This window comes from Paraburkholderia sp. J10-1 (assembly GCF_905220165.1).
In the GTDB taxonomy this organism is placed as follows: Bacteria; Pseudomonadota; Gammaproteobacteria; order Burkholderiales; family Burkholderiaceae; genus Paraburkholderia.
The window spans coordinates 299,856-324,763 of the sequence record NZ_CAJMYW010000010.1; the positions used below are offsets into that span (position 1 = coordinate 299,856).

23 protein-coding genes are annotated in these 24,908 nt (G+C 65.2%); 9 read left to right on the forward strand and 14 right to left on the reverse strand.

Annotation, left to right across the window (positions count from 1 at the left end; genetic code table 11):
* Positions 1-11: 11 nt before the first annotated feature.
* From U5A65_RS28455 to U5A65_RS28470, 4 genes are all read right to left on the reverse strand, one after another.
* Positions 12-443, reverse strand: coding sequence for a biopolymer transporter ExbD (locus U5A65_RS28455; protein ID WP_321917784.1), 432 nt, complete (start codon positions 441-443; stop codon positions 12-14).
* 12 nt (positions 444-455) lie between these two features.
* Complete coding sequence (locus U5A65_RS28460; protein ID WP_321948588.1) at positions 456-1,184, reverse strand: MotA/TolQ/ExbB proton channel family protein; 729 nt, start codon at positions 1,182-1,184, stop codon at positions 456-458.
* A gap of 53 nt (positions 1,185-1,237) precedes the next feature.
* The gene (gene dapB, locus U5A65_RS28465) at positions 1,238-2,035 is read right to left on the reverse strand and encodes a 4-hydroxy-tetrahydrodipicolinate reductase (RefSeq protein ID WP_321948589.1); all 798 of its coding nucleotides are present in this window, start codon (positions 2,033-2,035) and stop codon (positions 1,238-1,240) included.
* Between the two features lie 179 nt (positions 2,036-2,214).
* Positions 2,215-3,150 (reverse strand): outer membrane protein assembly factor BamE, encoded by a 936-nt coding sequence (locus U5A65_RS28470; RefSeq protein WP_321917779.1) that lies wholly within the window; start codon positions 3,148-3,150, stop codon positions 2,215-2,217.
* 136 nt (positions 3,151-3,286) lie between these two features.
* Here U5A65_RS28470 and fur point away from each other — a divergent pair, with 136 nt between their 5' ends.
* Complete coding sequence (gene fur / locus U5A65_RS28475; protein WP_065065157.1) at positions 3,287-3,715, forward strand: ferric iron uptake transcriptional regulator; 429 nt, start codon at positions 3,287-3,289, stop codon at positions 3,713-3,715.
* 99 nt (positions 3,716-3,814) lie between these two features.
* Here the strand turns inward: fur and U5A65_RS28480 are convergent, their stop codons facing one another.
* The 3 genes from U5A65_RS28480 to U5A65_RS28490 form a co-directional block, all read right to left on the reverse strand.
* Positions 3,815-4,327, reverse strand: a complete 513-nt coding sequence (locus U5A65_RS28480; RefSeq protein WP_321948590.1) for an ureidoglycolate lyase — start codon at positions 4,325-4,327, stop codon at positions 3,815-3,817.
* A 13-nt stretch (positions 4,328-4,340) separates the two neighbouring features.
* On the reverse strand, positions 4,341-5,360 hold the full coding sequence (alc, locus tag U5A65_RS28485) for an allantoicase (RefSeq protein WP_321948591.1): 1,020 nt from the start codon (positions 5,358-5,360) through the stop codon (positions 4,341-4,343).
* A 67-nt stretch (positions 5,361-5,427) separates the two neighbouring features.
* Entirely contained in the window at positions 5,428-6,771 is a 1,344-nt protein-coding gene (locus U5A65_RS28490; protein WP_321934293.1) for a C4-dicarboxylate transporter DctA, read from the reverse strand.
* A gap of 312 nt (positions 6,772-7,083) precedes the next feature.
* Between U5A65_RS28490 and U5A65_RS28495 the strand changes: the two genes are divergently transcribed.
* A complete protein-coding gene (locus tag U5A65_RS28495) occupies positions 7,084-7,809 on the forward strand; it encodes a FadR/GntR family transcriptional regulator (RefSeq protein ID WP_321917773.1) in 726 nt (241 codons plus the stop codon).
* Positions 7,810-7,870: 61 nt separating this feature from the next.
* Here the strand turns inward: U5A65_RS28495 and gap are convergent, their stop codons facing one another.
* Entirely contained in the window at positions 7,871-8,881 is a 1,011-nt protein-coding gene (gene gap, locus U5A65_RS28500) for a type I glyceraldehyde-3-phosphate dehydrogenase (protein ID WP_027820982.1), read from the reverse strand.
* A gap of 137 nt (positions 8,882-9,018) precedes the next feature.
* Positions 9,019-11,061 (reverse strand): transketolase, encoded by a 2,043-nt coding sequence (gene tkt, locus U5A65_RS28505; RefSeq protein WP_321917771.1) that lies wholly within the window; start codon positions 11,059-11,061, stop codon positions 9,019-9,021.
* A 342-nt stretch (positions 11,062-11,403) separates the two neighbouring features.
* Between tkt and speE the strand changes: the two genes are divergently transcribed.
* The 3 genes from speE to U5A65_RS28520 all read left to right on the forward strand — a co-directional run bounded on the left by speE (position 11,404) and on the right by U5A65_RS28520 (position 13,546).
* Positions 11,404-12,267: a polyamine aminopropyltransferase gene (speE, locus tag U5A65_RS28510; RefSeq protein ID WP_321948598.1), complete on the forward strand. Its 864-nt coding sequence runs from the start codon at positions 11,404-11,406 to the stop codon at positions 12,265-12,267.
* Between the two features lie 105 nt (positions 12,268-12,372).
* A complete protein-coding gene (locus tag U5A65_RS28515) occupies positions 12,373-12,786 on the forward strand; it encodes a VOC family protein (protein ID WP_321917767.1) in 414 nt (137 codons plus the stop codon).
* 19 nt (positions 12,787-12,805) lie between these two features.
* The gene (locus tag U5A65_RS28520) at positions 12,806-13,546 is read left to right on the forward strand and encodes a 16S rRNA (uracil(1498)-N(3))-methyltransferase (RefSeq protein ID WP_321948592.1); all 741 of its coding nucleotides are present in this window, start codon (positions 12,806-12,808) and stop codon (positions 13,544-13,546) included.
* A gap of 102 nt (positions 13,547-13,648) precedes the next feature.
* Here U5A65_RS28520 and U5A65_RS28525 read toward each other — a convergent pair whose 3' ends face one another.
* The 3 genes from U5A65_RS28525 to U5A65_RS28535 form a co-directional block, all read right to left on the reverse strand.
* Complete coding sequence (locus U5A65_RS28525; protein ID WP_158759016.1) at positions 13,649-14,206, reverse strand: barstar family protein; 558 nt, start codon at positions 14,204-14,206, stop codon at positions 13,649-13,651.
* A gap of 7 nt (positions 14,207-14,213) precedes the next feature.
* Positions 14,214-14,609, reverse strand: a complete 396-nt coding sequence (locus tag U5A65_RS28530; RefSeq protein ID WP_415765768.1) for a ribonuclease — start codon at positions 14,607-14,609, stop codon at positions 14,214-14,216.
* A 309-nt stretch (positions 14,610-14,918) separates the two neighbouring features.
* Entirely contained in the window at positions 14,919-17,213 is a 2,295-nt protein-coding gene (locus tag U5A65_RS28535; RefSeq protein ID WP_321917762.1) for an NADP-dependent malic enzyme, read from the reverse strand.
* A gap of 185 nt (positions 17,214-17,398) precedes the next feature.
* On the opposite strand from U5A65_RS28535, the gene thiL reads away from it, so the two are divergent.
* Genes thiL through U5A65_RS28555 form a run of 4 tightly spaced genes read left to right on the forward strand, consistent with a single transcriptional unit; the run spans position 17,399 to position 20,062 of the window.
* Positions 17,399-18,388, forward strand: coding sequence for a thiamine-phosphate kinase (thiL, locus tag U5A65_RS28540; protein WP_321948593.1), 990 nt, complete (start codon positions 17,399-17,401; stop codon positions 18,386-18,388).
* Positions 18,378-18,935, forward strand: coding sequence for a phosphatidylglycerophosphatase A (locus U5A65_RS28545; protein ID WP_321917759.1), 558 nt, complete (start codon positions 18,378-18,380; stop codon positions 18,933-18,935). The genes thiL and U5A65_RS28545 overlap by 11 nt, the downstream gene beginning before the upstream one ends.
* 34 nt (positions 18,936-18,969) lie before the next feature.
* Positions 18,970-19,470 carry a CinA family protein gene (locus U5A65_RS28550; RefSeq protein ID WP_321917757.1) on the forward strand — a complete coding sequence of 167 codons (501 nt, stop codon included), beginning with the start codon at positions 18,970-18,972 and terminating at the stop codon, positions 19,468-19,470.
* 55 nt (positions 19,471-19,525) lie between these two features.
* Positions 19,526-20,062: a cupin domain-containing protein gene (locus U5A65_RS28555; RefSeq protein WP_321917756.1), complete on the forward strand. Its 537-nt coding sequence runs from the start codon at positions 19,526-19,528 to the stop codon at positions 20,060-20,062.
* Positions 20,063-20,202: 140 nt separating this feature from the next.
* Here the strand turns inward: U5A65_RS28555 and U5A65_RS28560 are convergent, their stop codons facing one another.
* Positions 20,203-21,129: an OmpA family protein gene (locus tag U5A65_RS28560; protein ID WP_321948594.1), complete on the reverse strand. Its 927-nt coding sequence runs from the start codon at positions 21,127-21,129 to the stop codon at positions 20,203-20,205.
* A gap of 53 nt (positions 21,130-21,182) precedes the next feature.
* The coding region (locus U5A65_RS28565; RefSeq protein ID WP_321948595.1) for a YadA family autotransporter adhesin at positions 21,183-24,908 on the reverse strand (3,726 nt) is incomplete at its 5' end.

Below are 24,908 nucleotides of genomic sequence, written 5' to 3' on the forward strand. Positions count from 1 at the left end.
CAGTTCGCCGTTCAGTGCGCGCCGGCGGGCGGCTCGGTCACGAAGCCGAGGCGCGTGAGCCCGGCCTGCTGCGCGGCGCCCATCACCTGGGCGATCACGTCGTAGCGCGTCTCCCGCGCGGCGCGCAGCTGCAGCTCGGGCTGCTGCGACTCGGGCGCTTTGCCCGCCGCCGTGAAGCGCGCGCGCAGCTCGTCCAGTGTGATGGGCTGGGCGTTCCAGTAGAGCTTGCCGGCAGCGTCGATGGAAAGCGTGACGGTCTGCGCCGTTTGCTGCGCCGGCTCGGCGGCGACCTTCGGCAAATCGAGCCGGATCGCATGCGTGAAGAGCGGCGCGGTGATGATGAAGATGACGAGCAGCACGAGCATGACGTCGATGAGCGGCGTCATGTTGATGTCCGACATCGGTGCCGCATCGCGCTTCTTTTCGAGTCCGCCGAATGCCATTCGCGGTGCCTCCTACGACTCGGCGCGCGCGCCTTCGCGCATCGCGCCCTGCGCACCTTCGCGGCGCAGCGGCGTGCCTTCGGGCGCGCAGGCATAGGCGTGCAGATCGTGCGCGAAGCCGTCTAGATCGTCGCAAAGCTGGCGCACGAGGCGTCCGAGCACGTTGTAGGCGAGCACGGCCGGAATCGCGACCACGAGACCGAACGCCGTCATGATGAGCGCTTCGCCCACCGGGCCGGCCACGTTCTCGATCATCGCCTGGCCGCTCGCGGCAATGCTGCCGAGCGCGTGGTAAATGCCCCAAACCGTGCCGAGCAGCCCCACGAACGGCGCCGTGCTGCCCACCGAAGCCAGCAGCACCTGCCCGAACTCGAGCCGGCGCTGCGAAGCCTGAAGCGCACCGCGCAGCGCACGCAACACGCGCTCGCCGCGGTCTACGCGCGAAAGCATCATGCCGGGCGCGTCGGCTTCCTCGGCGGCGAGCGCCGCCTGAGCGAGCGGCAGGAATACGCGTTCGCGGTCGACCCCACGCATGGCGGCCACGCCGTCAGCAAGGCTGCGCGCCTGCCAGAAGCGCGCAACGGCGCGCGGCCCCTGGCGCTTCGCGCGCAAGAGGATCCAGCTTTTCACGATGAGAAAGCACCAGCTCGCGACCGACATGGCGAGCAATACCCACGCTACCGCGTGGGTGACGGCATCGCCCGTCTGCAGATAGTGAATGACTCCGGAACTGGCTGCCATCGGACCTCGCTCACTGTCTGTCCGGCGCAGGCGCCGGACCATAAGGGAAACGCTCAGCGCAGGCCGAGCACGTCCTGCATATCGTACAGGCCGTTGGCCTTGTCCTGCAGAAAGCGCGCGGCGCGCACGCTGCCTTGCGCGTACGAAAGGCGGCTCGAGGACTTGTGCGTGATCTCGATGCGCTCGCCAATGCCCGCGAACAGCACCGTATGATCGCCGACGATATCGCCGCCGCGAATCGCCGAAAACCCGATCGTCGAGGGGTCGCGCTCACCGGTCACGCCTTCGCGGCCATACACGGCGCATTCGTCGAGATTGCGGCCGAGCGCCTTTGCCACGGCCTCGCCCATCGCAAGGGCAGTGCCCGAGGGCGCGTCGACCTTGTGGCGATGGTGCGCCTCGATGATCTCGATGTCGTAGCCGGTCTCGAAAAAGCGCGCCGCGTATTCGAGCAGCTTGAGCGTGACGTTCACGCCCACGCTCATGTTCGCCGCGAACACCACGCCGACCTTTTGCGCGGCCGCGCCGAGCTGCGCCTTTTGCTGGGCGTCGAAGCCGGTCGTGCCGATCACCATCTTCACGCCGTGGCGCTGCGCCGCCTCGAGGTGCGCGAGCGTGCCTTCGGGGCGCGTGAAGTCGATCAGGCAGTCGCTTTGCGCGAACACCTGCTCGATGTCGTCGGTGATGCGCACACCGGTGTCCTTGCCGAGGAACGCGCCAGCGTCCTGGCCAATGGCGGCCGAGCCCTTGCGCGCGAGCGCGCCCGAGAGCGTGACGTCTGGCGAATTCAGAACGGTTTCGATGAGCATGCGGCCCATGCGGCCCGATGCCCCGGCGATTGCGATTTTCATGAGTCTTCCTGCCAATGTGTCGCTGGCCGCGGCGCGGGGTGCCACCCGGTGTCACCAGGCGCCACGAAGCACCGCCGCCAAAAAACGCGGCGGCCGGTAGTGACACCCGGCCGCCGAATCGAAGCGTGGCGCGCCTCGCGCACCCCGCCCTGCCTGTTTTACCGGCTGGGTCAGCCGGCTCAGTTGCTCGGGGCCGCAGCCGCCCCGGAAGCCGGCACCGTGGGCGGCGCGGCGAGCGCCGAATCGCGCGCCGGGCCAGACGGCGCCGTATTGGTGTCGCCGGTGCCCTGCGCGCCGGCGGTCGGGCCGACCGGGTTGCTCTGCACGCCCTGAATTTGCGGCTGCGGCTGGCGATGCAGCTGGACCTGCGACGGCATCGTGCCGACGTTCTGCGGCAGTGCCGATGATTGCGGGTTGCCCGCGCGCACCGAAGGCGTTAGGCCGGCAGGCGTTTGCACGGCTTCCGTGGCGCGGTTTGCGGCGGCGGCGGCCTGCGCGTTGGCGTCCTGCGGCAGCGCACTGGTGGCGGTGCCGAGTTCGGACGACGGCGTGCGCGCCGTATCGCCGACCGTCGGGCCGGTCGCGCTCGTACCCACGTCGGGCGCGCCGGCTGCAGCCGCCACCGGCGCCGAAGCGCCCGATGCCGGCGCAGCCGCGACGGCCTTCTTCTTGCCGCTGCGGTCGCCGTCGATTTCGGCGAGCAGTTCGAGGTTCGACGGCAGGTCTTCACCGCCCGACCAGCTCGCTACGCGGTCGCCTTCGAACAGCACGACGAAGTCACGCTGCTGAACCACGGCGGTCGAGCCGCGCTTGAAATAGAAGATATAGTCCCAGCGGTTCGCATGGAACATGTCGGTGAGGAGCGGCGTGCCGAGCAGCTGCTTGACCTCGGCCCGGGACATGCCCACCTTCATCTGCGCCGCGGCTTCCGCCGAGACGAAGTTGCCTTGCACGATGGTAATGCGGTAAGGCGTAATGCTTTGGGCGATGCTCTGCGTCACGCTGTTGTAGGTGGAACAGCCGGCGAGCGCCGCGAACGCGGCCGCAGCCAGCAGGGTGCACGCCAGGCGGCCGCCGTGCATGCGCCGGCCGATCGTTGTGAATTCTGGAATCATTTCCCTCACCGAGCGGGCTTTTCGCGAAGCCGCGCGTATTCTGTAGAAGATCGTTCGAAGTTCCGGCGAAAATGCCCGGAACGGTAAAAACGCATTAACATAACAACCTAGCATTGTACTCCAGGGACTTATCGTCATGACCAATCCAACCGATCTCAAGAACATCGGCCTCAAGGCGACGCTGCCTCGCCTCAAGATCCTGGAGATTTTTCAGCATAGCCCGGTTCGTCACCTCACCGCAGAAGACGTCTACCGCAACCTGCTGAACGAGGAGCTCGACATCGGCCTCGCCACGGTCTACCGGGTCCTCACGCAGTTCGAGCAGGCTGGGTTGCTCACGCGCAGCAACTTCGAATCGGGCAAGGCGGTGTTCGAACTCAACGAAGGCAGCCACCACGACCACCTCGTGTGCCTCGACTGCGGAATCGTTGAAGAATTTTTCGACCCCGAAATCGAAAAGCGCCAGCAGATGATCGCCAACGAGCGCGGCTTCAAGCTCCAGGAACACGCACTCGCCCTGTACGGCGCCTGCACGAAGGAAAACTGCCCGCACCGCAAGCACTGACCGCTTGCCGCTTGCAGGCTGCAGAAGAGAAAACGCCACGGCAGACCTGCCGTGGCGTTTTCATTTGGTGAACCGGTCTTGGGGAATGCCAGCCCGACTTCAGGCGGGCACGAGCGACGTGTCGGCTTGCACGAGCCGCCAGGGCTCTGCGAGCGCGATCTCATCGCAGTTCGGCTGCGCGCCGCCGCGGTCGATCACCACGAAGTCGCTCACCCGCTCGAAGGCGAGCAACGGGTGATGCCAGACGCCTTTGGCGTAATTGACACCCTGCCCGCGCCCGGCCCAGAACGCGCGAAGCCCCGCCGGATCGAACTCGCCCGCCCGCGCGACCACCACCGCGTAGCCCGCGTCGCCAAGCGGCACGAATGCCTGGCTGCCGAGCGGATGCCGCTCCATCATCGCGATCTCGACGGGCCACGCGCGCGGCTGGGCGCGAAACACGCTGACGATGGGCCGGCCGCCCGCCTCGTTCACGTCGATGGCGGCGAGGTCGTGAAAGCGCTCGGTCGTGCCGCCGTTGATCGGAAAGTGGCGCGCGCCGGCGACTTCGATGACGTCGCCAAACGGCGCGAACGCCTCGCGCGTCAAGGGTTCCATGTGCAGGATCTGCATCGCGGCTCCTCGTTCAGACCGGTTCGCCCCACAGGCGCAGGCGCGACACGCCGCCGTCCGGGAAGATGTTGAAGCGCACGTGCGTGACCGGGCCGAGCGCGGCAATCCCGCTCTCGAACACCTGTTGCTTGTCCATTTCGAGCTTCTGCTCGCCGAGCAGCGTCGGCCAGAACATCGCCTGGGTGACGAGCGAGTCGTCGGTGCCGCCCGTCACGCTCGCCGCCTGAAGCGAGCAGCGGTCCGGGTAGTTGCCTTTGAAGTGTGCCGTGTCGACTTCGATCTTGCGGATGATGCCGGGCCGCGCGAGCGCCACGATCGCCCAGTCGTTGCCCGGTTCGCGGCGGCGGCGTGTTTCCCAGCCGTCGCCCATGTTCACGCCGCGCCCGGGCATCAGGATCGTGGCAGCGAGCCCGAAGTGCTGGTTGTTGGCCGCAACGAGATACGCGCCGTTTTCGATCGCCGCGAGATCGACGAGGCTGCCGCGCTCGACCGTGCTCCAGTCGCGCTTGGGCTGCCCGTACACGCGCAGGCGCGCGAGACCGCCATCGGGAAAGAGATTCACGCGCAGATGCGTGAACGCGCGCGTATCGCGCACCTCGACGTAGTGATGCTGATTGCCCTGCAGCGTCGTCGCCGGGACGATGGTCTGCCAGTCGGCGTTGTCGCCTGGCGTTTCGTCGTCGCGAACCTGCGCGTAGCACGCCTCGATCGAAGCCGCCGGCGGAAAATTGCCCGTGAAATGGCTCGTGTCGAGATCCAGACCGTAGATCACGCCGGGGCGCGCGAGGCGCACGATGCAAAAGTCGTGGCCGGTCGTGCGCTTGCGGCGCGTTTCCCAGCCGTCCATCCACTTGCCGTGGTCGTCGTATTTGCCGGGGATGAAGACCGCGGGCTGCGGTTCGAGCATGCGCTCCTTCGGCGCGAAGAACTCGTCGCTCGCGTGGAGCGCGCGGGCGCCCAGACGCGGATCGGCAAGGTTCATGTAGCGGCGCGTGAAAGCGGGGGCGTTGGGGTCGAGAGTCGGAATGGCCATGATGGTGTCGTTCGCTTGAGTGGATCCGTTGATCGAAGAAAAGCGGCGCTCGGTGCGCCGCCGAAGTTCAGGCATGCGCGTGCTTGCCGCCAAGCGCGCTGTCTTCGCCGTGCACGGTGTCCGTGTCGCTGTCGCCTGCCGGCACGAAGCGGAAACCTTCGTCGAGATTCAGCACCCGCCTGGCGCGCACCTTGTCGATGTCGTGCTCCCACACGGCGACCACCACCGTCGCCACGCAGTTGCCGATCAGGTTCGTGAGTGCGCGAGCGATGCCGACGAACCAGTCCACCGGCAGAATCAGCACGAGGCCGAGCACGGGAATCGCGGGAATGGCGGAAAGCGTCGCGGCGAGAATGACGATCGCCGAGCCGGGAATGCCGTGCGCCCCCTTCGAGGTGATGAGCGAGACCAGCACCACGACGATGAGGTCGTGCATCGACAGCGGCGTGTTGGTCGCTTGCGCGATGAAGATCACGGCGAGCGTGAGGTAGATCGAAAAGCCGTCGAGGTTGAACGAGTAGCCCGTCGGGATCACGAGACCCACGGTGGAGTCCTTCACGCCCATGAATTCGAGCTTGCGCATGATCTGCGGCAGCACGGCGTCCGACGAAGCCGTGCCGAGCACGATCGAGAGTTCTTCGCGCAGATAGCGGATCAGCTTGAACACGCTGAAGCCCGCGAGGCGCATGACAATGCCGAGCACGACCGCGACGAACACGATGCAGCTCGCGTAGAACACGATCACGAGCAGCCCGAGTTGCTTGAGCGACGCCACGCCGTAGGTGCCGGTCGTGAACGCGATCGCGCCGAGCACGCCAAGCGGCGCGAGCTTGATGATGAAGCCCATCACGCGGAAGAACACCTGCGAGAGTTCGTCGATCAGGCTGTTCACGCGCTGCGCCTTCGGGCCGAGCAGCGAGAGCGCGCTGCCGAACAGCACCGAGAACACGAGAATCTGCAGGATGTCGCCCTTTGCGAAGGCGTCGAAGGCGGTCTCGGGAATGATCTTCAGCAGGAAACCGGCAGTGTCCTTCAGGCTCTTGGCGTGCTCGGTGTAGGTCGCGAGCGAGGCGGCGTCGAGCGAGCGCAGATCCACGTTCATGCCCGCGCCCGGACGCGTGACGTACGCGAGCACGGCGCCGATCACGAGCGCGACGGTCGTCATCGCCTCGAAATACACCACCGATTTCAGGCCGACACGGCCCACCTTCTTGAGGTCGCCCGCGTGCGCCATGCCGCTCACGACCACGCAGAACACAATGGGCCCGATCACCATCTTGATGAGCTTGAGAAAGCCGTCGCCGAGCGGCCGCAACGATTGGGCGAAATGGGGAAACACCGCGCCTACCACGATGCCCAGTACGAGGGCGATCACTACGCGACCAAACAGCGAATTGAAGAACTTCGTCACGACTGTCTCCTTTGTCGATGGGACTTGGAGCAACGCTCCTTAGTCCCATCCCATGCAAAGCCAACGAGGGGGAGCAAGCAACTGTTCTGACTGGTCTGACCAGTACTGTTATGGCGGATAGTAGGAAGCCGATATACCGGAGTCAAGGTCGGGAGACGGGGTGTTTACCCTTGTGCGGTCTGACCAGTTTGCGGGCCGGATCTGGGCGCCTTGAGCGGCGGCGCAAAGGGCGTTGATGCGGTGCGTCATGCAGCAAAGCCGCGCAGGACTACAATACCGGTCAGACCACGCGAACGCAGCCCGCGCCAACCGATGAAGAACGTTCCGCACACCGTTACCGACGCCGCCATCGCCACGATTCGCGAACGGATCGAAGGCGGCTTGTATCCGGTCGGCAGCCTGCTGCCCGCTCAGCGGCAGCTTTCCGAGGAACTGGCGATCAGCCGCGCGTCGCTGCGTGAGGCGCTCTCGACGCTCGAGGCACTCGGCATGCTGTCGATCCGCGCGGGCAAGGGCGTGTACGTGACGAGCGCGCAGGCCACGAACGCTCACCCGTGGCGCTTCGCCGACCAGTCGTCGCTGCCCGACACCTACCAGATGCGCTACGCGCTCGAAGGCTTCGCCGCGCGAATGGCGGCGCTCGCCATCGGCGACGCCGACGTTGCGTGGCTCGAGGCGAACACCGAAGCGCTGCACAGCGCCCTCGCCTGCGACGAACTCGACGAAGCCGCGCAACTCGACTTCGAGTTCCACATGCGCATCGTGAATCTCGCGGGCAATGCGGCGATCGAATCGATCCTGCGCAGCAGCGCCGACATCATGAAAGAAAGCCAGCGCATGCCGTTCTACCGGCGCGAGCGCGTGCTTTCCACGCATCGCGAGCACGGTCTGATCGTGGTGGCGCTCAAGGCGCGCGACTCGGTGGCAGCCGGCGAGGCAATCGAGGCGCACATCGCCAATGCGGCACAGCGTGCGGGCGTGTACTTCCCCACGCCGCCCGCGTTCGCCGCCGCATCACAAAGCACCATCGAAAAATAAGGACGAAAAAAAACCGCCCGGAATCACTTCCGGGCGGTTTTTCATGCAGCTACGAGCGTGCTTACTTCGCGTTCGCGAGCGCCACAGCCGTGTCCAGCATGCGGTTCGAGAAGCCCCACTCGTTGTCGTACCAGCTCGACACCTTCACGAGACGGCCCGAGACCTTCGTGAGCGTGGCGTCGAACGTCGACGATGCCGGGTTGTGGTTGAAGTCGATCGAAACCAGCGGTGCGGTGTTGTAGCCCAGGATGCCCTTGAGCGCGCCTTCCGAGGCTTCCTTCATGATCGCGTTGACTTCTTCGACCGTCGTGTCGCGCTTGGCGATGAACGACAGGTCGACGATCGACACGTTGATGGTCGGGACGCGGATCGCGTAACCGTCCAGCTTGCCGTTCAGTTCCGGCAGCACGAGGCCGACAGCCGATGCCGCGCCCGTCTTCGCCGGGATCTGGCTGTGCGTGGCCGAGCGCGCGCGGCGCAGGTCTTCGTGGTACACGTCCGTCAGAACCTGGTCGTTCGTGTAAGCGTGGATCGTGGTCATCAGACCCGTTTCCAGACCGATCTTGTCGTTCAGCGGCTTGACGAGCGGTGCCAGGCAGTTGGTCGTGCACGATGCATTCGAGATGACCGTGTCCGTCGCCTTCAGCACGTTGTGGTTCACGCCGTAGACGATCGTCGCGTCGACGTCCTTGCCGCCCGGCGCCGAGATGATGACCTTCTTCGCGCCGCCCTTCAGGTGGGCGCTGGCCTTTTCCTTGGTCGTGAAGAAGCCCGTGCATTCGAACACGATGTCAACGCCCAGCTCGCCCCACGGCAGTTCTGCCGGGTTGCGGTTGGCCAGCACGCGGATACGGTCGCCGTTGACGACGAGGTAGTCGCCGTCGACGCTGACTTCGCCCGGGAACTTGCCGTGAGCCGTGTCGTATTGCGTCAGATGCGCGTTGGTCTTCGCGTCACCCAGGTCGTTGATCGCAACGATCTGGATGTCGTGCTTCTTGCCGTTCTCGTAGAACGCGCGAAGCGTGTTACGGCCGATGCGGCCGTAGCCGTTAATAGCGACGCGAATGGTCATGGTTTATCTCCTAAGGGCTGAAAAATTCTGAAACCAGTGCTGCGCTGGCGACAACGCCGGGCTGGGGCGGCCAGACGGGGCGCTCAAGGCAGCGGGCCCGCCAGATCTTGCCGATCAGGCGGGCCCGTAACGCATGCTTAGTTGTCGAGCGCGGCCTTGGCCGTTGCTACGACATGATCGACCGTGAAGCCGAAGTGCTTGAACAGCACGCCAGCCGGGGCCGATTCGCCGAACGTGTCGATGCCGACCACGCCGCCTTCGAGGCCCACGTACTTGCGCCAGAAGTCGGTCACACCGGCTTCGATCGCGACGCGGCGCACGCCCTTGGGCAGTACGCGCTCCTTGTACTCGGCGTCCTGCTTGTCGAACACGTTGGTCGACGGCATGGACACCACACGGGCGCCGATGCCTTCGCGCTGCAGCGCTTCAACAGCCTTCATCGCCAGTTCGACTTCAGAGCCCGTGGCGATCAGGATGATCTTGCGGCTCGGGATGTCGTCGTTCCAGTCCTTGAGCACGTAGCCGCCCTTGGCGATGTTCGCGATCTGGGCGTCCGTGCGCTCGTTGAACTGCAGGTTCTGGCGGCTGAAAATGAGGCTCGACGGGCCGTGATGCGCGATCGACTCGGTCCAGGCCACCGCGGTTTCCACCGTATCGGCCGGACGCCAGAGCGTCATGTTGGGGATCAGGCGCAGGCTTGCGACCTGTTCGATCGACTGGTGGGTCGGACCGTCTTCGCCGAGACCGATCGAGTCGTGCGTGAACACGAAGATCGACGGGCACTTCATCAGCGCGGCCACGCGCAGCGCATTGCGGCTGTAGTCGGAGAACGTGAGGAACGTGCCGCCGAATGCCTTGTAGCCGCCGTGCAGGTTAATGCCGTTGAGCGCGGCGCTCATGCCGAACTCGCGCACGCCGTAGTTGATGTGGTTGCCCCACTGGATGCCGGTCTCGCCGGCCTTCGCGGCGCGCACGGGCTTCGAGGCCTTCCAGTTGGTGAGGTTCGAGCCGGTCAGGTCGGCCGAGCCGCCCAGCAATTCCGGCAGTGCGGCGGCGAGGCCTTCGATGGCTTGCTGCGAAGCCTTGCGCGTAGCAACCGTTTCCTTGCGCGAATCGGCGCCAGCGACGATCGCGGCGGCCTTCTGCGCCCAGTCGGCGGGCAGCTTGTGGGCCATGCGGCGCTCGAACTCGGCGGCTTCGGTCGGGTACTTCGACTGGTACGCGGCGAACTGGTCGTTCCACGCGGCTTCGAACTTCGCGCCTGCGGCCTTCGCGTCCCAGTCTGCGTAGACTTCTTGCGGCAGCGTGAACGGCTCCCACTTCCAGCCTGCGGCCTCGCGCCACTTGGCGATTTCTTCGCCGCCGAGCGCTGCGCCGTGCACGTCGTGACCGCCCTGCTTGGTCGGCGCGCCCTTGCCGATGATGGTCTTGCAGCAGATCAGCGTGGGCTTGTCCGAGGCCTTGGCCTTCTGGATAGCCGCGTCGACCGCGTCCACGTCATGGCCGTCCACGTGCGGGATCACGTTCCAGCCGTAGGCTTCGAAACGCTCCGGCGTGTTGTCGTGGAACCAGTTGACCACGTCGCCGTCGATCGAGATGCCGTTGTCGTCGTACAGCGCGATCAGCTTGTTCAGCTTGAGCGTGCCGGCGAGCGAGCAGGCTTCGTGCGAGATGCCTTCCATCAGGCAGCCGTCGCCGAGGAACACGTACGTGTGGTGATCGACGATCTTCGCGTCGGCCTTGTTGAACTCTGCTGCGAGCAGCGCTTCAGCGAGCGCCATGCCAACCGCGTTCGCCAGACCCTGGCCGAGCGGGCCCGTGGTCGTCTCGACGCCCGGCGTAATGCCGAACTCGGGATGGCCCGGCGTCTTCGAGTGCAGCTGACGGAAGTTCTTGAGCTCCGCCATCGGCAGGTCGTAGCCGGTCAGGTGCAGCAGCGAGTACAGCAGCATCGAGCCATGGCCGTTCGACAGCACGAAGCGGTCGCGATCGCTCCACAGCGGGTTCGTCGGGTTATGGCGCAGATGGCGCGACCACAGCGCAACGGCAATCTCGGCCATGCCCATGGGCATGCCGGGGTGACCGGAGTTCGCTTGCTGAACGGCGTCCATGGACAGCGCACGAATGGCGTTGGCCATCAACTGGGTGGTAGCGGGGGAGGCGGAGGACGAGGTCGTCATGTCGAGTCCGGAAGTGTGCAAAAAGCGGCGTGGGCGGCGCTGGTCGCGAACAGCGCAAACAGCGGGCGCACACAGCAGCGCGAGGGTCCGGAAGCTCGGCAAATCGCCCGCTCGGGCGCACATGCGGCGCCTGGAGACGCGAAACGGCCGGAGCAAACGGAGAGGGCTGCAAAGCGGAATATTCTAGCAGATCGTGGGGATTATCCCTGGCCGTAGGGCGCGGGGAATGCGGCATGCGGCCGGTGCCGGCCTGCCTCGGGAAGGGGCGAATCCAGGAACCCTATAATGCCGCTGTTGGCCCCATTTTTTCGCGCGCTCGTTTGCACGACGCCCAAGACCTTCGTGAGCGAAACACTCCTCTTCCATCCCGCCGCCGACGCGCTCTATGGGTTTCCGGGCGCACGCCGCCTCGCGGCCGCCGATACGCCGTGGCAGCGCATCGAAGTCTGGGATACGCCGCAACTGGGCTGTCTCTTCACGCTGGACGGGCGCCCGATGACCTCGGCCGGCGACGAATTCATCTATCACGAGTGCATGACACACCCGGCCGCGCTCACCCACCCCGCGCCGCGTGCCGCGCTCGTGCTGGGCGGCGGCGACGGCGGCGCGGCGCGGCAACTGCTGCGCCATCCGGGCATCGCGCGCATCGTCGTGGCGGAACTCGACCCGGACGTGGTGCGCCTGACAGGCGACTATCTGCCCGAGGTACGCGGCGACGCCTTTGAAGATCCGCGCGTGGAACTTGTGATTGGTGATGCGGCGGCCTTCGTCGCCTCGACGCAGGAACGCTTCGATCTTGTCGTGTTCGATTTGACCCCGCCGGATTCGCCCGCGGCCGGGCTGTACACGCCAGAGTTCTACGCCGCGCTCAAGCGCGTGATGAGCGCCGACGCACTCGTCTCGCTGCATCTCGGCTCGCCGTTCCATCACCCGGAACGCGTGGCGGCGCTGCTTGCCGGACTGCGCCGGGCCTTCGCCGTCGTGCGGCCGCTTGCCGCCTATGTGCCGTTATACGGCTCGCTTTGGCTCATGGCCATCGCGAGCGACACGCTCGACCCCGGCAGCGCCGGTCTGGCCAGGCTGGAAGCGCGCATGGCCGAGCGTCAACTCGAAGGTTTGCGATATTACGACGTCAAGTTGCACGCTACGCTCTTAGAAGTTCCACTCACAGCGAGAGATAAACTAGGCGAATTCCTACAGCTTTAGCGACCCTGCCCGTGGAAAATGGCAGGTTCCCAACGCTTTCATCGCGCGCCCACGCTCAAAGCGACGGCCGGCGCCTCATCCTAACCGCGAATCTGGAGAGACTCGATGACCCCACCCCGCCCTGCCGGCGTGCCGTGGCTGACCCCGTATCTGACGGTGCGCGACGCGCGCGCGTCGATGGACTTCTATCGGGCGGCGCTTGGCTTTGCGGTACGCGATAGCGTGGAGGACGACGGCGCGATCATGCACGTGGAGATGACGTACCACGATCAGTTGATCGTCATGTTCGCGCCGGAGGGTGCATTCGGTTCGACGGCGCGCACGCCCAAAAGCGCACAGACCGTCGCGCCGCAATCTTTTTATCTGTATGTCGACGATGTCGACGCGGTTTATGCGCGGGCGCTCGAAGCCGGCGCAAAATCGCTGAGCGAGCCACAGGACCAATTCTGGGGGGACCGCTTCGCGCAGGTCGAAGACCTCGACGGTTACCGCTGGGCGCTTGCTCGCCACTTGTCCTGAATCAATGAGAAATAGTCTTATGCCCCGTTTTTTCGTCGGCAGCGCCCTGCAATCCGACGAGGTTGTCACCCTTCCCGACGAAGTCACGCGCCATGTTCAGGTGTTGCGCCTGCAACCCGGCGACACGATCGTGCTGTTCAACGGCCTTGGCGGCGAGTACAGCGCCGAGATCCTCGGCATGGAGCGCCGCGACACGCAGGTGCGCATTGGCCCTTATCGCGACTTCGAAGCGGAGCCGCCTTACCGGCTCACGCTCGCCCAAGGCATTGCCGGCAGCGACAAAATGGACTGGCTGATCGAAAAGGCCGTCGAACTGGGCGCGTCGAACTTCGTGCCGCTCACCACCTCGCGCAGCGTCGTGCGGCTTTCGGGCGAGCGAGCCGTGCGCCGCCAGGCGCACTGGCAACGCATCGTGCAAGCCTCGTGCGAACAGTGCGGGCGCAACCGCATGCCCGACGTCGCGCCCACGCGCGAAATCGCCACTTGGCTTGGCTCGCTGCCGAAGCGCCCCGGCGAAGGTGAACTGCGCGTGCTCCTCTCGCCGCGCGCCAACGTCTCGTTCTCGACCTTGCCGATCGACCCGCCCTCGGGCGAGGTGACGGTGCTGGTCGGGCCTGAAGGCGGATTCTCGTCGCCGGAAGAAGCCGCGGCGCTCGACCACGGTTTTATCGCCGTGGGACTCGGGCCGCGCGTTTTGCGCACCGAAACGGCGGGCATCGCCGTGCTATCGGCGCTCGCCGCCCGCTGGGGTGGCTGGTAAGCCTCAGCACCCGGGAAAACCACTGGTAAAAATGACAAAGCCCGCCGAAAGGCGGGCTTGTGGTTTTCTGTCGCATGCACGCGACGAAACGCGAGCCGAAGGTCAGGCGAACGAATAAAAAACGCGGAACGGCACCTTGCGCTCGGCCCAGTATTCGGAAGCCTCGCGAAATACGTCGAGCAGCGTCTCACGCCCGTCCTTGTCGAACTTCTGGGCAATCGGCAGTCCTTCCAGCACGATCACGAAACCCGGCTGCTCGCCGGCCTTCTGCACGAGATCGGTCAGACAGTCGTACAAGCCGTCGTAGTTCTTGCCGAAATGCTTCGGAAACAGAAACGATGTGGCAATGGTTTCGAGCACTTCCTGCTTGGTTTGCGCGTTCGCGCAGAACGCATAGAGGAAATGCTGCTGCAGCCGCTGGGCTTCGTCCGAGAGATCCTGAATGCGAAACGCCCGGATCGACTGGACAATATTCGGCTGCACGGTCGAAAACAGGCTCATGGCCCCCTCGTTCGATGAAAGCCCCGCCTCATCCTGGCGCGCCTCGCTGTCTTGCTTCAACTGCATGACGCGCTGGAACAGGTTGCCCTCCCCGGACGCGAACAGATCGCTCGCGACCCGGGGGTCGTGCGCGTAAACGTTATCGCTCATGCCGCTCATCCCGGTGTCAATCAATAATTCGCCTGAAACTGGCGTAGTGGTCGTCGGAGTAGTAACAGTTGTCGGTCTGCTTGCGCGGACCGCCGCAAACAATGCGCCTGGCGCCGCGGTTGTGCGCGCTCGGCGTTGGGACCGTGTATTCGTGATAGTAGCCCCGCCGATGCGGTGGCAATATCCGTTCAAAATTCCCGAATACGACGCCGTCCTTCTCGTAAGGGAACGGGCCGCCCGCCGCAATCAGGCTCAACGTGGCCACCGCCTCACGCGGAAGTTCGTTGACCGAAATGCTGCCGACTGAATTACCCGCGTCTTCCGGCTGATTCGTGCGCGCCTGAGCACCACCCGCTGCCAGCGCTACGGTTGCGACTAGCGCCACCGCTGCGGCGCGCCACAAGCTAGACAAACCGCCGCCGAAACAATGAGTTAGACGAGGGGCCATTGCCTGGTTCCCGCTTCCCTGGTTACGCGTTCGACGACCATGAAAGGTGTAAGGGTATCGCTAATGATGCCTGGAAGCAACGTTCGTCAAGCGAGGACGACCAGAGCTTGACCGCGCACAAGGGCCAATCCGGTAAATTTTACAATCTAATTTTGCGCGATTTTGGCCGATCGCGCGTGATCCCGCGAGCAAAAAAAAATCGGCGCACTCGCGAGAGCGCGCCGAATTTGGGGACAGCGTTACCGGCGTTGCCGGCAACCTGCGCGAGCGAGCTTAACGCGTCGCGTTCACATCTGCGACGAGCAGCGCCGTCATGTTGACAATGCGCCGCACCGTGGCGGAAGCCGTCAGCACGTGCACCGGCTTGGCGGCGCCGAGCAGGATCGGCCCGATGGCGATGTTGTTGCCCGCCGCCGTCTTGAGCAGGTTGTAGGAAATGTTCGCCGCGTCGATGTTCGGCATGATGAGCAGATTCGCTTCGCCTTCGAGCGTCGACTCCGGCAGGATTTCCTTGCGCAGGTTCGCGTCGATCGCCACGTCGCCGTGCATTTCGCCGTCCACATGCAGGTCCGGCGCGCGCTCCTGGAGGATGGCGAGCAGGTCGCGCATCTTCTGCGCGCTAGGCGCGTTGCTCGAACCGAAGTTCGAGTGCGAGCACAGCGCGATCTTCGGCTCGATGCCGAAGCGGCGCACTTCCTCGGCCGCCATGATGGTGATTTCCGCGAGTTGCTCCGGCGTCGGGTCGACGTTCACATGCGTGTCGACGATAAAAATCTGGCGGTTCGGCAGCACCAGCGCGTTCATTGCGGCATAGACGTTGCAGCCTGCCTTCTTGCCGATCACCTGGTCGATGAAGTGCAGGTGGCGGTGCGTCGTGCTGACCGTGCCGCAGATCATGCCGTCGGCCAAGCCCTTTTCCACGAGCATCGAGCCGATCAGCGTCGTGCGGCGGCGCATTTCGAGCTTCGCCATTTGCTGCGTGATGCCCTTGCGCGCCATGAGCTTCGCGTAGCTCTGCCAGAACTCGCGGTAGCGCTCGTCGTGGTCGGTGTTCACGACCGTGTAGTCCTGCCCGGCCACGAGACGCAGGCCGTAGCGCGCGATACGCTGCTCGATCACCGAGGGGCGGCCGATCAGGATGGGCTTGGCCAGCTTTTCGTCGACCACGATCTGCACCGCGCGCAGGATGCGCTCTTCTTCGCCCTCGGCGAACACGATGCGCTTCTTCTCCGGCTCCACGGCGCGCGCGAGCTGGAAGATCGGCTTCATGGTCGTGCCGCTGTGGTAGACGAACTGCTGGAGGTGCTGCTCGTAGGCGTCCATGTCCTCGATCGGACGGGTCGCGACGCCCGAGTCCATGGCCGCCTTGGCCACGGCCGGCGCGATTTTCACGATCAGACGCGGGTCGAAGGGCTTCGGAATGAGGTACTCGGGCCCGAACTGCAGATCCTGAATGCCATAAGCCGTGGCCACCACGTCGCTCTGTTCCTGGCGCGCTAGCTCCGCAATCGCATTCACGGCGGCAATTTCCATCTCGCGCGTGATGGTCGTCGCACCCGCGTCGAGCGCACCGCGGAAGATGAACGGGAAGCACAGAACGTTGTTCACCTGGTTCGGGTAGTCCGTGCGGCCCGTGGCGAGCACGGCGTCCGGGCGCACTTCGAGCGCGAGCTCCGGCAGGATTTCCGGCGTGGGATTGGCGAGCGCGAGAATGAGCGGCTTCGCGGCCATCTGCTTGACCATGTCCTGCTTGAGCACGCCGCCCGCGGAAAGGCCGAGGAAGATATCGGCGCCTTCGATCACTTCGGCGAGCGTGCGTGCGTTGGTCTCGCGCGCGAAACGCTCCTTGTCCGGGTCCATCAGCTCGGTGCGGCCCTTGTAGACCACGCCCGCGAGGTCGGTCACGATGATGTTTTCGAGCGGCAGGCCAAGATCGACGAGCAGGTCCAGACACGCCAGCGCCGCCGCGCCCGCGCCCGAGGCGACGAGCTTGACTTCCTTGATGTCCTTGCCCACGACCTTCAGGCCGTTCGTGAAGGCCGCCGCCACCACGATGGCCGTGCCGTGCTGGTCGTCGTGGAAGACCGGAATCTTCATGCGCTTGCGCGCCTCACGCTCGACAATGAAGCACTCTGGCGCCTTGATGTCTTCGAGGTTGATGCCGCCGAACGTGGGTTCGAGCGCCGCGATCACGTCGACGAGCTTGTGCGGGTCCGTCTCGTTCAGCTCGATGTCGAACACGTCGATGCCCGCGAACTTCTTGAAGAGCACCGCCTTGCCTTCCATCACGGGCTTCGAGGCGAGCGGTCCGATGTTGCCGAGACCGAGCACGGCCGTGCCGTTCGACACGACGCCCACGAGGTTGCTGCGCGCCGTGAAGCGCGCGGCGTTGAGCGGATTCTCGACGATCGCCTCGCATGCGAACGCAACGCCCGGCGAGTACGCGAGCGAGAGGTCGCGCTGATTGATCATCTGCTTGGTCGGCGCAATCGCGATCTTCCCCGGCGTGGGAAACTCGTGATAGTCGAGTGCGGCTTCGCGGAGTTTGTTCGTGGCGGGATTCGACATGGGAGGCAGGACGTTAGTGCAGATTAGAATAACAACTCGAACGCTAATTCGAAGGCATTGTAGCGCCAATCTCCGACAGCATTCCTTACAGTTCGGGCGCAGGTGCCGCGACCGCAATGAGGGGAACACCGCGCCCGCGCGCCCTTCGCAGCGTCGGACACATCACTTGTCATAGACCTTTCGACATGCTTTCCGAGTTCTCCCTGATCGACCGTTATTTCGCGCGACGCGCCCGAACGAACACGCAACGCGCCGCGCTCGGCATCGGCGACGACTGCGCGCTCCTCTCCCCCGCTCCCGGCGAAATGCTGGCCGTCTCGACGGATATGCTGGTGGAAGGCCGGCATTTTTTCCCCGATATCGATCCGCACGCGTTGGGCCACAAGGCGCTCGCCGTCAATCTGTCAGACCTTGCCGCGATGGGCGCGCAGCCTTTGGGCTTCACGCTGGCGTTCGCGCTTCCCAAGCCGGGCGAAGACTGGCTGGCCGCATTCAGCACGGGCCTTTTCGAGCTGGCTGACCGCTTCGACTGCGAGCTGATTGGCGGCGACACCACGGCGGGCCCGCTCAATCTTTGCCTGACGGTGTTCGGCTCGGTGCGTCAGGATGTCGCACTTCGGCGCGACGCCGCGCAGGCGGGCGACGACATCTGGGTTTCCGGCACGCCCGGCGACGCACGCGCGGGCCTCGGCATGCTGCGTGGCGAATGGCAGGTGGACGAGCCGGACGCCGCCTACTTTCGACGCGCGCTAGAGTATCCCGAGCCGCGTGTCGCGCTCGGCCTCGCGCTACGCGGCGTCGCGCGCGCGGCGCTCGACGTGTCGGACGGCCTTGCCGGCGACCTGCGCCACATTCTGGAACGGTCGAACCTCGCCGCGACGATCGACGTCGACGCCCTGCCGCTCTCGCCCGCCCTCGCGCGCCTGCCGCGCGAGGTCCAACTGCAGTGCGCGCTCGCGGGCGGCGACGACTACGAACTGTGCTTCACGGCGGCGCCGGCGCAACGCGCAGCGGTCGAGGCGGCCGCGCAACAGGCGGGCGTGCGCGTCACGTGCATCGGTACAATGAGTGCCCTCGCGTCGCCTCAGGCCCCCCCCGCAATCGCCTGGCGCGACGCCGCGTGCAAACCGCTCAACCTGAAGTTGCAAGGTTTCGACCATTTCCATGCAGACTGACCCCACGCCCTCTCCCGCCGACGAACTCGCGACGGCCGGGCGGCCGGAGCCCCAGCCTGGCGGTCCGCGCCGCGCCGACGCGCCGTTCATGCTCACGCATCCGTTTCACATCATCTCGCTCGGCTTTGGCTCAGGGCTCTCGCGCCTCGCGCCCGGCACGGCGGGCACACTGTTCGCGTGGGCGGCGTTCGAGGTGCTCAACCGCTACCTCACCGTCACGGAGTGGGGACTGCTGATCATCGTGGGCTTCTTCGCGGGCATCGGCATTACCGGGTTCACGGCGAACAAGATGCGCGTGGAAGACCCTTCTGCCATCGTCTGGGACGAGATCGTCGCGTTCTGGCTCGTGCTGCTCATGATCACGCCTGTCGATTTCATGGGCCGGCTCTGGGCCTTCGTGGTCTTCCGTTTCTTCGACATGGTGAAGCCGCCGCCCATCCGCTATTTCGACCGGCGCTTCAAGGGCGGTCTCGGCATCATGCTCGACGACATCGTCGCCGCTTTCTTTACGCTGCTCGTCATCGCGCTCTGGCGCATGTCGGTCTAACCCCACCTGAGCGCCACTTCAACGGATTGCTGCAATGCCTACCGATTCCGTCGTCCACCAACTTGCCATCCGCGTCGGCAACAAGCTGCGCGACGGGCGGCTCATGCTCGCGACCGCCGAGTCCTGCACTGGCGGTATGGTCGCCACCGCCATCACCGATATTTCAGGCAGCAGCGGCTGGTTCGAGCGCGGCTTCGTCACTTACTCGAACCAGGCTAAGACCGAAATGATCGGCGTGCCGCCCGAACTCATCGAAAAGCACGGCGCGGTCAGTGAGCCGGTGGCGCGTGCGATGGCCGAAGGCGCGCTCAGCAACAGCCGGGCACAAGTTTCGCTCGCCATTACCGGAGTCGCCGGTCCGGGCGGCGGCACGCCGGAAAAGCCAGTCGGCATGGTGTCGTTCGGCTGGAGCAACCGCCTGCATACGAGCGTCGAAACGCTGGTCTTCAAGGGCGACCGCGAGCAAATCCGCGTGCAGGCCGCCACACACGCGCTGCGCGGGCTGCTCGCGCTCATCGACGAACAGGAACGCTAATACCGGCCGGCGCCGCGCAGGATCGCTGGACGGCACCACTACGGAGGCGCACGCCATGGCTACCGCGAATGCCGCAGTCGAAGAACTGATCCGCCGCTTCGGGCTCGAGCCGCACCCCGAAGGCGGCTACTACAGCGAAACCTACCGCGCCGACAAGTTCGTGCGCCGCGACGGCGCGCCTGCAGAAGAGGGAACGCGCGCGGCCTCCACGGCCATCTACTTCCTGCTCGCGGACGGCGCCTATTCGGCCTGGCACCGCATCCGCTCCGACGAGCTCTGGCACTTCTACGCGGGCTCGCCCCTCGAGATTCATTCGATCGACGAGCGTGGCGTGCTCTCCACGCGCAAGCTCGGCCATGCGTTAGACCATCCGGGCACGGTATTCCAGGCCGTGGTGCCGGCCGGGCACTGGTTCGCGGCGCGCTGCTGCGATCCGTCCACTTATGCGCTGGTGGGCTGCACCGTTGCGCCGGGGTTCGAGTTCAGCGAGTTCGAAATCGCCGATGTCGACGCGCTCGTGGAGAAGTATCCGCTGCACCGTTCGATCATCGAGCTGTTCGGCAAACCCGCGTCGGTCGCGAAAAAGGATTGAGCGGCGCTGCGCATCTCGAAAATCGAGGATAAAAAAACGGCGTGCCCGAAAGCACGCCGCAATCGCCCTACCACTCCAGGCGGTCTCGATGAGATCGCCCTCGGGCTCGCGTTCCCTACGCGCGAGCCCTTGTTCCCCACTTACTGCATGGAGATCTGTACACGCCGGTTAGGCGCAAGACATGCCACCACGGCCGCTGTCGCCTTCTTGCCCGGGCAGGAATTCACCGGGTCGGCTGCGCCGCGGCCATTCACTTCGAAGCGCTCCGCCATCACGCCTCGGGCCTGGAGCGCGCTCATCACCGCTTGCGCCCGTTGCAGCGACAACTTCTCGTTATGCGCCGCCGAACCGAATCGATCCGTGTAGCCATCGATCTTCAGCAGCCGAAGCTTCACGTGCGAATCGCGAACGCGCTGCGCGAGCTCGTCGACCATCTGCTTGCCTTCCGGCTTCAGCACGGCGCTGTCGAAGTCGAACAGCGCGTCAGCCGATAGCGAAACCGGCTTCGCCAGCTCGGGCGGCGGCGGAGGCGGCGGCGGCACGCACTTGTCGAGCTCGCCGTTCACCTGCTGCGCAAGCTTCTGCGCGCGCTCGATCGAGTCCCAACCGTGTACCCAGCGCGTGCCGTGCGTTTCGTCCTGCTCTTTCCAGGCTTCGTCGGTCAGGGCAGACAAACGCCCCACATCCTCGCCGCGGCATGGCGACTGCGACGCGCGCTCGTTCGTGCGCTCGATTTCCTGCAGCGCATTCACCCATTTCTCGCGCGTTTCGACCGGCGGCCAGTTCTTCTGGCCGTAGATCGGCTGGAACGGCACACTGCCGTCGATAAAGTGACGGCCGTTGTTCAGCGCACCCGCCGCAGCGTCGTTGTACACCTTCGAAACGAGCACGTGGCTGTCCTGGCGCTGCGCAATCTCGAGCCATCCTTCGGCCAACCCGCGCTGATACGGGTCGGTGATTTTCTGCGCGGCGGGCATCAGCGCCTCGGCATCGCTGCCCACGCTGGCGAACGCTTGCGCGCTCATCAGCGCGGCCAGCAGTGCGCCGCATATCAAAGTTTTCTTCATGGAATTCTCCGTGCCCGCCACGGTTTCCCGTGGCGGGCCTGGGTCACGGTCGATCAGAACCCGAACGTCGCGCCAACCGAGGCGCCGACGCTACCGCCGCCCGTCGACTTCGACACGTGCGCGTTCAGGAGCAGGCGATCGGACACGTACCAGTTCGCACCGAGTGCCAGCGCGGTTTCGCCACCGTACGTACCCGCCGCCGCAGCCATCTGGAAGTTGCCTTCCGCCCGTGCGTTCGGGATCAGCGACGAAGCCGCCATCGCTGCGGCGCCCAGCGAGTTCATCTGCTTGCGCACGACGCTGATCTGCTGGTTCGTGTAGGCGTTGGACTGCTGCGTGGCCTGCTGAACCGCGTTGCCCGTTGCGTTGTTGACCGCGTCGTTCAACTGGTTCACGTTGACCGCATCCGTGCCCGCCGTGCCAGCCGCGACGTTGGTGATCTGGCGTTCGTTGCCCGCCGAACCCACCGACACCGTGTTGTCACGATCGGCCACCGAACCTGCGCCCAGTGCGACCGCGTTGTTCGCGCTTGCCGTCGAGCCCGCGCCAAGCGCCGTGGACTGGTTGCCGCTGGCGACCGAGTTCGCGCCCATCGCCGTTGCCTGCGCACCGCTTGCGTTCGCGTTGGCGCCCGCAGCCGTGGCATGCGTGCCGCTTGCGCTGGCCGCTTCGGTGTTGCGGTCACCGTTCGCCGTGAACATCGGATCGCTTGCGTTGCTCGCGATGTTGTTCACGTCCTGCATCAGCGAGTACAGCTGCGAGCCGTTCACCGCATCGGTGCTTGATGCGCTGACGTCGCCTGCCGCCACGTTGTGCAGGGCCACCGACGAGGTCGAGCCCGCGCCGCCCAGCGTCACGGAGTCATGCGCCGACGAGTCGTACATCACCGCATCAGCCAGCTTGCCGTTGATGTTCGTGATGTCGCCCGACAGGCTGCTGATCGAACCCTGGAGGCTTGTGATGCTCTGGTTCGTCGCATACAGCTGCGAGCCGTTCACCGCGTCCACGCTCGTCGCACTCAACACACCGTTCGACACACCCGTCAGGACTCGCGTGCCTGCCGTGCCCGTGAAGTCCACGGTCGTGCCACCCGTGTCCTTCGCGACCGTCACCGTGCTCATCGGCGTGGCTTGCCGCACCAGACCGATCGTGCCGTTGTTGATGTCGTTGATCACGTTGGTCACACGGCCATCGACGTTCGTCAGCGCGCTGCCGACGTTGTTGAACGTGCCACCATTCAGAACGTACGTCGGGTTCGAGATCGAGCCATCCGGGTTCACCGTCGAGCCGCCGCCCAGCGCGCTGGCCGTCGAGCTGGCCGTGTTGTACAGCTGCGAGCCGTTCACCGCGTCGAAGCTCGATGCCGAGACGTCGCCCGCTGCCACGTTGTGCAGGGCCACAGCCGAGGTTGCACCCGTGCCGCCCAGCGTCACCGAGTCATGCGCCGACGAGTCGTACATCACCGCGTCTTGAAGCTGACCGTTGATGTTCGTGATATCGCCCGACAGGTTCGAGATGCTCTGGTTCGTTGCGTACAGCTGCGAGCCATTCACCGCGTCCACGCTCGATGCGTTCACCGCGCCGTTCGACACACCGGTCAGAACACGCGTGCCTGCCGTGCCCGTGAAGTCCACGATCGTGCCGTCCGTGTTCTTCGCAACGGTGATGTTGCGCGTCGTCGGATCCTGCTGCACCAGACCAATCGTGCCATTGGTGATGTCGTTGATCACGTTGGTCACGCGGCCATCGACGTTCGTCAGTGCGCTGCCGACGTTGTTGAACGTGCCACCATTCAGAACGTACGTCGGGTTCGAGATCGAGCCGTCCGGGTTCACCGTCGAGCCGCCGCCCAGCGCGCCGGCCGTCGAGCTGGCCGTGTTGTACAGCTGCGAGCCGTTCACCGCGTCGAAGCTCGATGCCGAGACGTCGCCCGCTGCCACGTTATGCAGTGCCACCGCCGAGGTTGCCGACGTGCCGCCCAGCGTCACCGAATCATGCGCCGACGAGTCGTACATCACCGCGTCTTGAAGCTGACCGTTGATGTTCGTGATATCGCCCGACAGGTTCGAGATGCTCTGGTTCGTTGCGTACAGCTGCGAACCGTTCACTGCGTCGTAGCTCGATGCGCTCAGCGTGCCGTTCGCCACGTTGTGCAGCGCCACTGCCGAAGTCGCACCCGAACCGCCCAGCGTCACCGAGTCATGCGCCGACGTGTCGTACAGCACCGCGTCAGCCAGTTGGCCGTTGATGTTCGTGATGTCGCCGTTGAGTGCCGTGAAGGCATCGCCTGCGTTGTTGTACGCATTGCCGCCGATGTTGTACGTCGGGTTCGAGATCGAGCCGTCGCTGTTCACCGTCGAGCCGCCGCCCAGCGAGCTGGCCGTCGAGCTGGCGAGGGTGTACAGCTGCGAGCCGTTCACCGCATCGAAGCTCGACGCGTTCACCAGACCGTTGGCCACGTTGTGCAGCGCCACTGCCGAGGTCGCGCCCGTGCCACCCAGCGTGACCGAGTCGTGCGCCGACGAGTCGTACAGCACCGCGTCAGCCAATTGACCCTGCATGTTCGTGATCTGGCCGTTGATGGTCGTCACGTCGCCCGCGAGGTTCGACACATTCGTGTTCGTCTCATACAGCTGCGAGCCGTTCACTGCGTCGTAGCTCGATGCGCTCAGCACGCCGTTCGCCACGTTGTGCAGCGCCACTGCCGAAGTCGCGCCCGAACCGCCCAGCGTGACCGAGTCGTGCGCCGACGAGTCGTACGCCACCGCATCGGCCAGTTGGCCGTTGATGTTCGTGATGTCGCCGTTGAGCGCCGTGAAGGCATCGCCAGCGTTGTTGTACGCATTGCCGCCGATGTTGTACGTCGGGTTCGAGATCGAGCCGTCGCTGTTCACCGTCGAGCCGCCGCCCAGCGAGCTGGCCGTCGAGCTGGCGAGGGTGTACAGCTGCGAACCGTTCACCGCATCGAAGCTCGACGCGTTCACCAGACCGTTGGCCACGTTGTGCAACGCCACTGCCGAAGTCGCGCCCGTGCCGCCCAGCGTCACCGAGTCGTGCGCCGACGAGTCGTACAGCACTGCGTCAGCCAGTTGACCCTGCATGTTCGTGATCTGGCCGTTGATGGTCGTCACGTCGCCCGCGAGGTTCGACACATTCGTGTTCGTCTCATACAGCTGCGAGCCGTTCACTGCGTCGAGGCTCGATGCGCTCAGCACGCCGTTCGCCACGTTGTGCAACGCCACTGCCGAGGTCGCGCCCGAACCGCCCAGCGTGACCGAGTCATGCGCCGACGTGTCGTACAGCACCGCGTCAGCCAGTTGGCCCTGCATGTTCGTGATCTGGCCGTTGATGGTCGTCACGTCGCCCGCGAGGTTCGACACATTCGTGTTCGTCTCATACAGCTGCGAACCGTTCACCGCGTCGAGGCTCGATGCGCTCAGCGTGCCGTTCGCCACATTGTGCAGCGCCACTGCCGAAGTCGCACCCGAACCGCCCAGCGTTACCGAGTCATGCGCCGACGTGTCGTACAGCACCGCGTCAGCCAGCTGACCCTGCATGGTCGTGATCTGGCCGTTGATGGTCGTAACATCACCAGCAAGGTTCGTCACATTGCCCGCGAGGTTCGACACATTCGTGTTCGTCTCATACAGCTGCGAGCCGTTCACTGCGTCGAGGCTCGATGCGCTCAGCGTGCCATTTGCCACGTTGTGCAGCGCCACTGCCGAGGTCGCACCCGTGCCGCCCAGCGTGACCGAGTCGTGCGCCGACGAGTCGTACGC

Bases quoted from the DNA above. Each gene is read 5' to 3' on its own strand.
- U5A65_RS28560 (WP_321948594.1), bottom strand. From the start codon at position 21,129: ATGAAGAAAACTTTGATATGCGGCGCACTGCTGGCCGCGCTGATGAGC.
- dapB (WP_321948589.1), bottom strand. From the start codon at position 2,035: ATGAAAATCGCAATCGCCGGGGCATCGGGCCGCATGGGCCGCATGCTC.
- U5A65_RS28455 (WP_321917784.1), bottom strand. From the start codon at position 443: ATGGCATTCGGCGGACTCGAAAAGAAGCGCGATGCGGCACCGATGTCG.
- U5A65_RS28495 (WP_321917773.1), top strand. From the start codon at position 7,084: ATGAAGAACGTTCCGCACACCGTTACCGACGCCGCCATCGCCACGATT.
- fur (WP_065065157.1), top strand. From the start codon at position 3,287: ATGACCAATCCAACCGATCTCAAGAACATCGGCCTCAAGGCGACGCTG.
- U5A65_RS28480 (WP_321948590.1), bottom strand. From the start codon at position 4,327: ATGCAGATCCTGCACATGGAACCCTTGACGCGCGAGGCGTTCGCGCCG.
- U5A65_RS28525 (WP_158759016.1), bottom strand. From the start codon at position 14,206: ATGAGCGGCATGAGCGATAACGTTTACGCGCACGACCCCCGGGTCGCG.
- tkt (WP_321917771.1), bottom strand. From the start codon at position 11,061: ATGACGACCTCGTCCTCCGCCTCCCCCGCTACCACCCAGTTGATGGCC.
- gap (WP_027820982.1), bottom strand. From the start codon at position 8,881: ATGACCATTCGCGTCGCTATTAACGGCTACGGCCGCATCGGCCGTAAC.
- thiL (WP_321948593.1), top strand. From the start codon at position 17,399: ATGCTTTCCGAGTTCTCCCTGATCGACCGTTATTTCGCGCGACGCGCC.
- U5A65_RS28460 (WP_321948588.1), bottom strand. From the start codon at position 1,184: ATGGCAGCCAGTTCCGGAGTCATTCACTATCTGCAGACGGGCGATGCC.
- U5A65_RS28545 (WP_321917759.1), top strand. From the start codon at position 18,378: ATGCAGACTGACCCCACGCCCTCTCCCGCCGACGAACTCGCGACGGCC.
- U5A65_RS28535 (WP_321917762.1), bottom strand. From the start codon at position 17,213: ATGTCGAATCCCGCCACGAACAAACTCCGCGAAGCCGCACTCGACTAT.
- U5A65_RS28515 (WP_321917767.1), top strand. From the start codon at position 12,373: ATGACCCCACCCCGCCCTGCCGGCGTGCCGTGGCTGACCCCGTATCTG.
- U5A65_RS28470 (WP_321917779.1), bottom strand. From the start codon at position 3,150: ATGATTCCAGAATTCACAACGATCGGCCGGCGCATGCACGGCGGCCGC.
- alc (WP_321948591.1), bottom strand. From the start codon at position 5,360: ATGGCCATTCCGACTCTCGACCCCAACGCCCCCGCTTTCACGCGCCGC.
- U5A65_RS28550 (WP_321917757.1), top strand. From the start codon at position 18,970: ATGCCTACCGATTCCGTCGTCCACCAACTTGCCATCCGCGTCGGCAAC.
- U5A65_RS28555 (WP_321917756.1), top strand. From the start codon at position 19,526: ATGGCTACCGCGAATGCCGCAGTCGAAGAACTGATCCGCCGCTTCGGG.
- U5A65_RS28520 (WP_321948592.1), top strand. From the start codon at position 12,806: ATGCCCCGTTTTTTCGTCGGCAGCGCCCTGCAATCCGACGAGGTTGTC.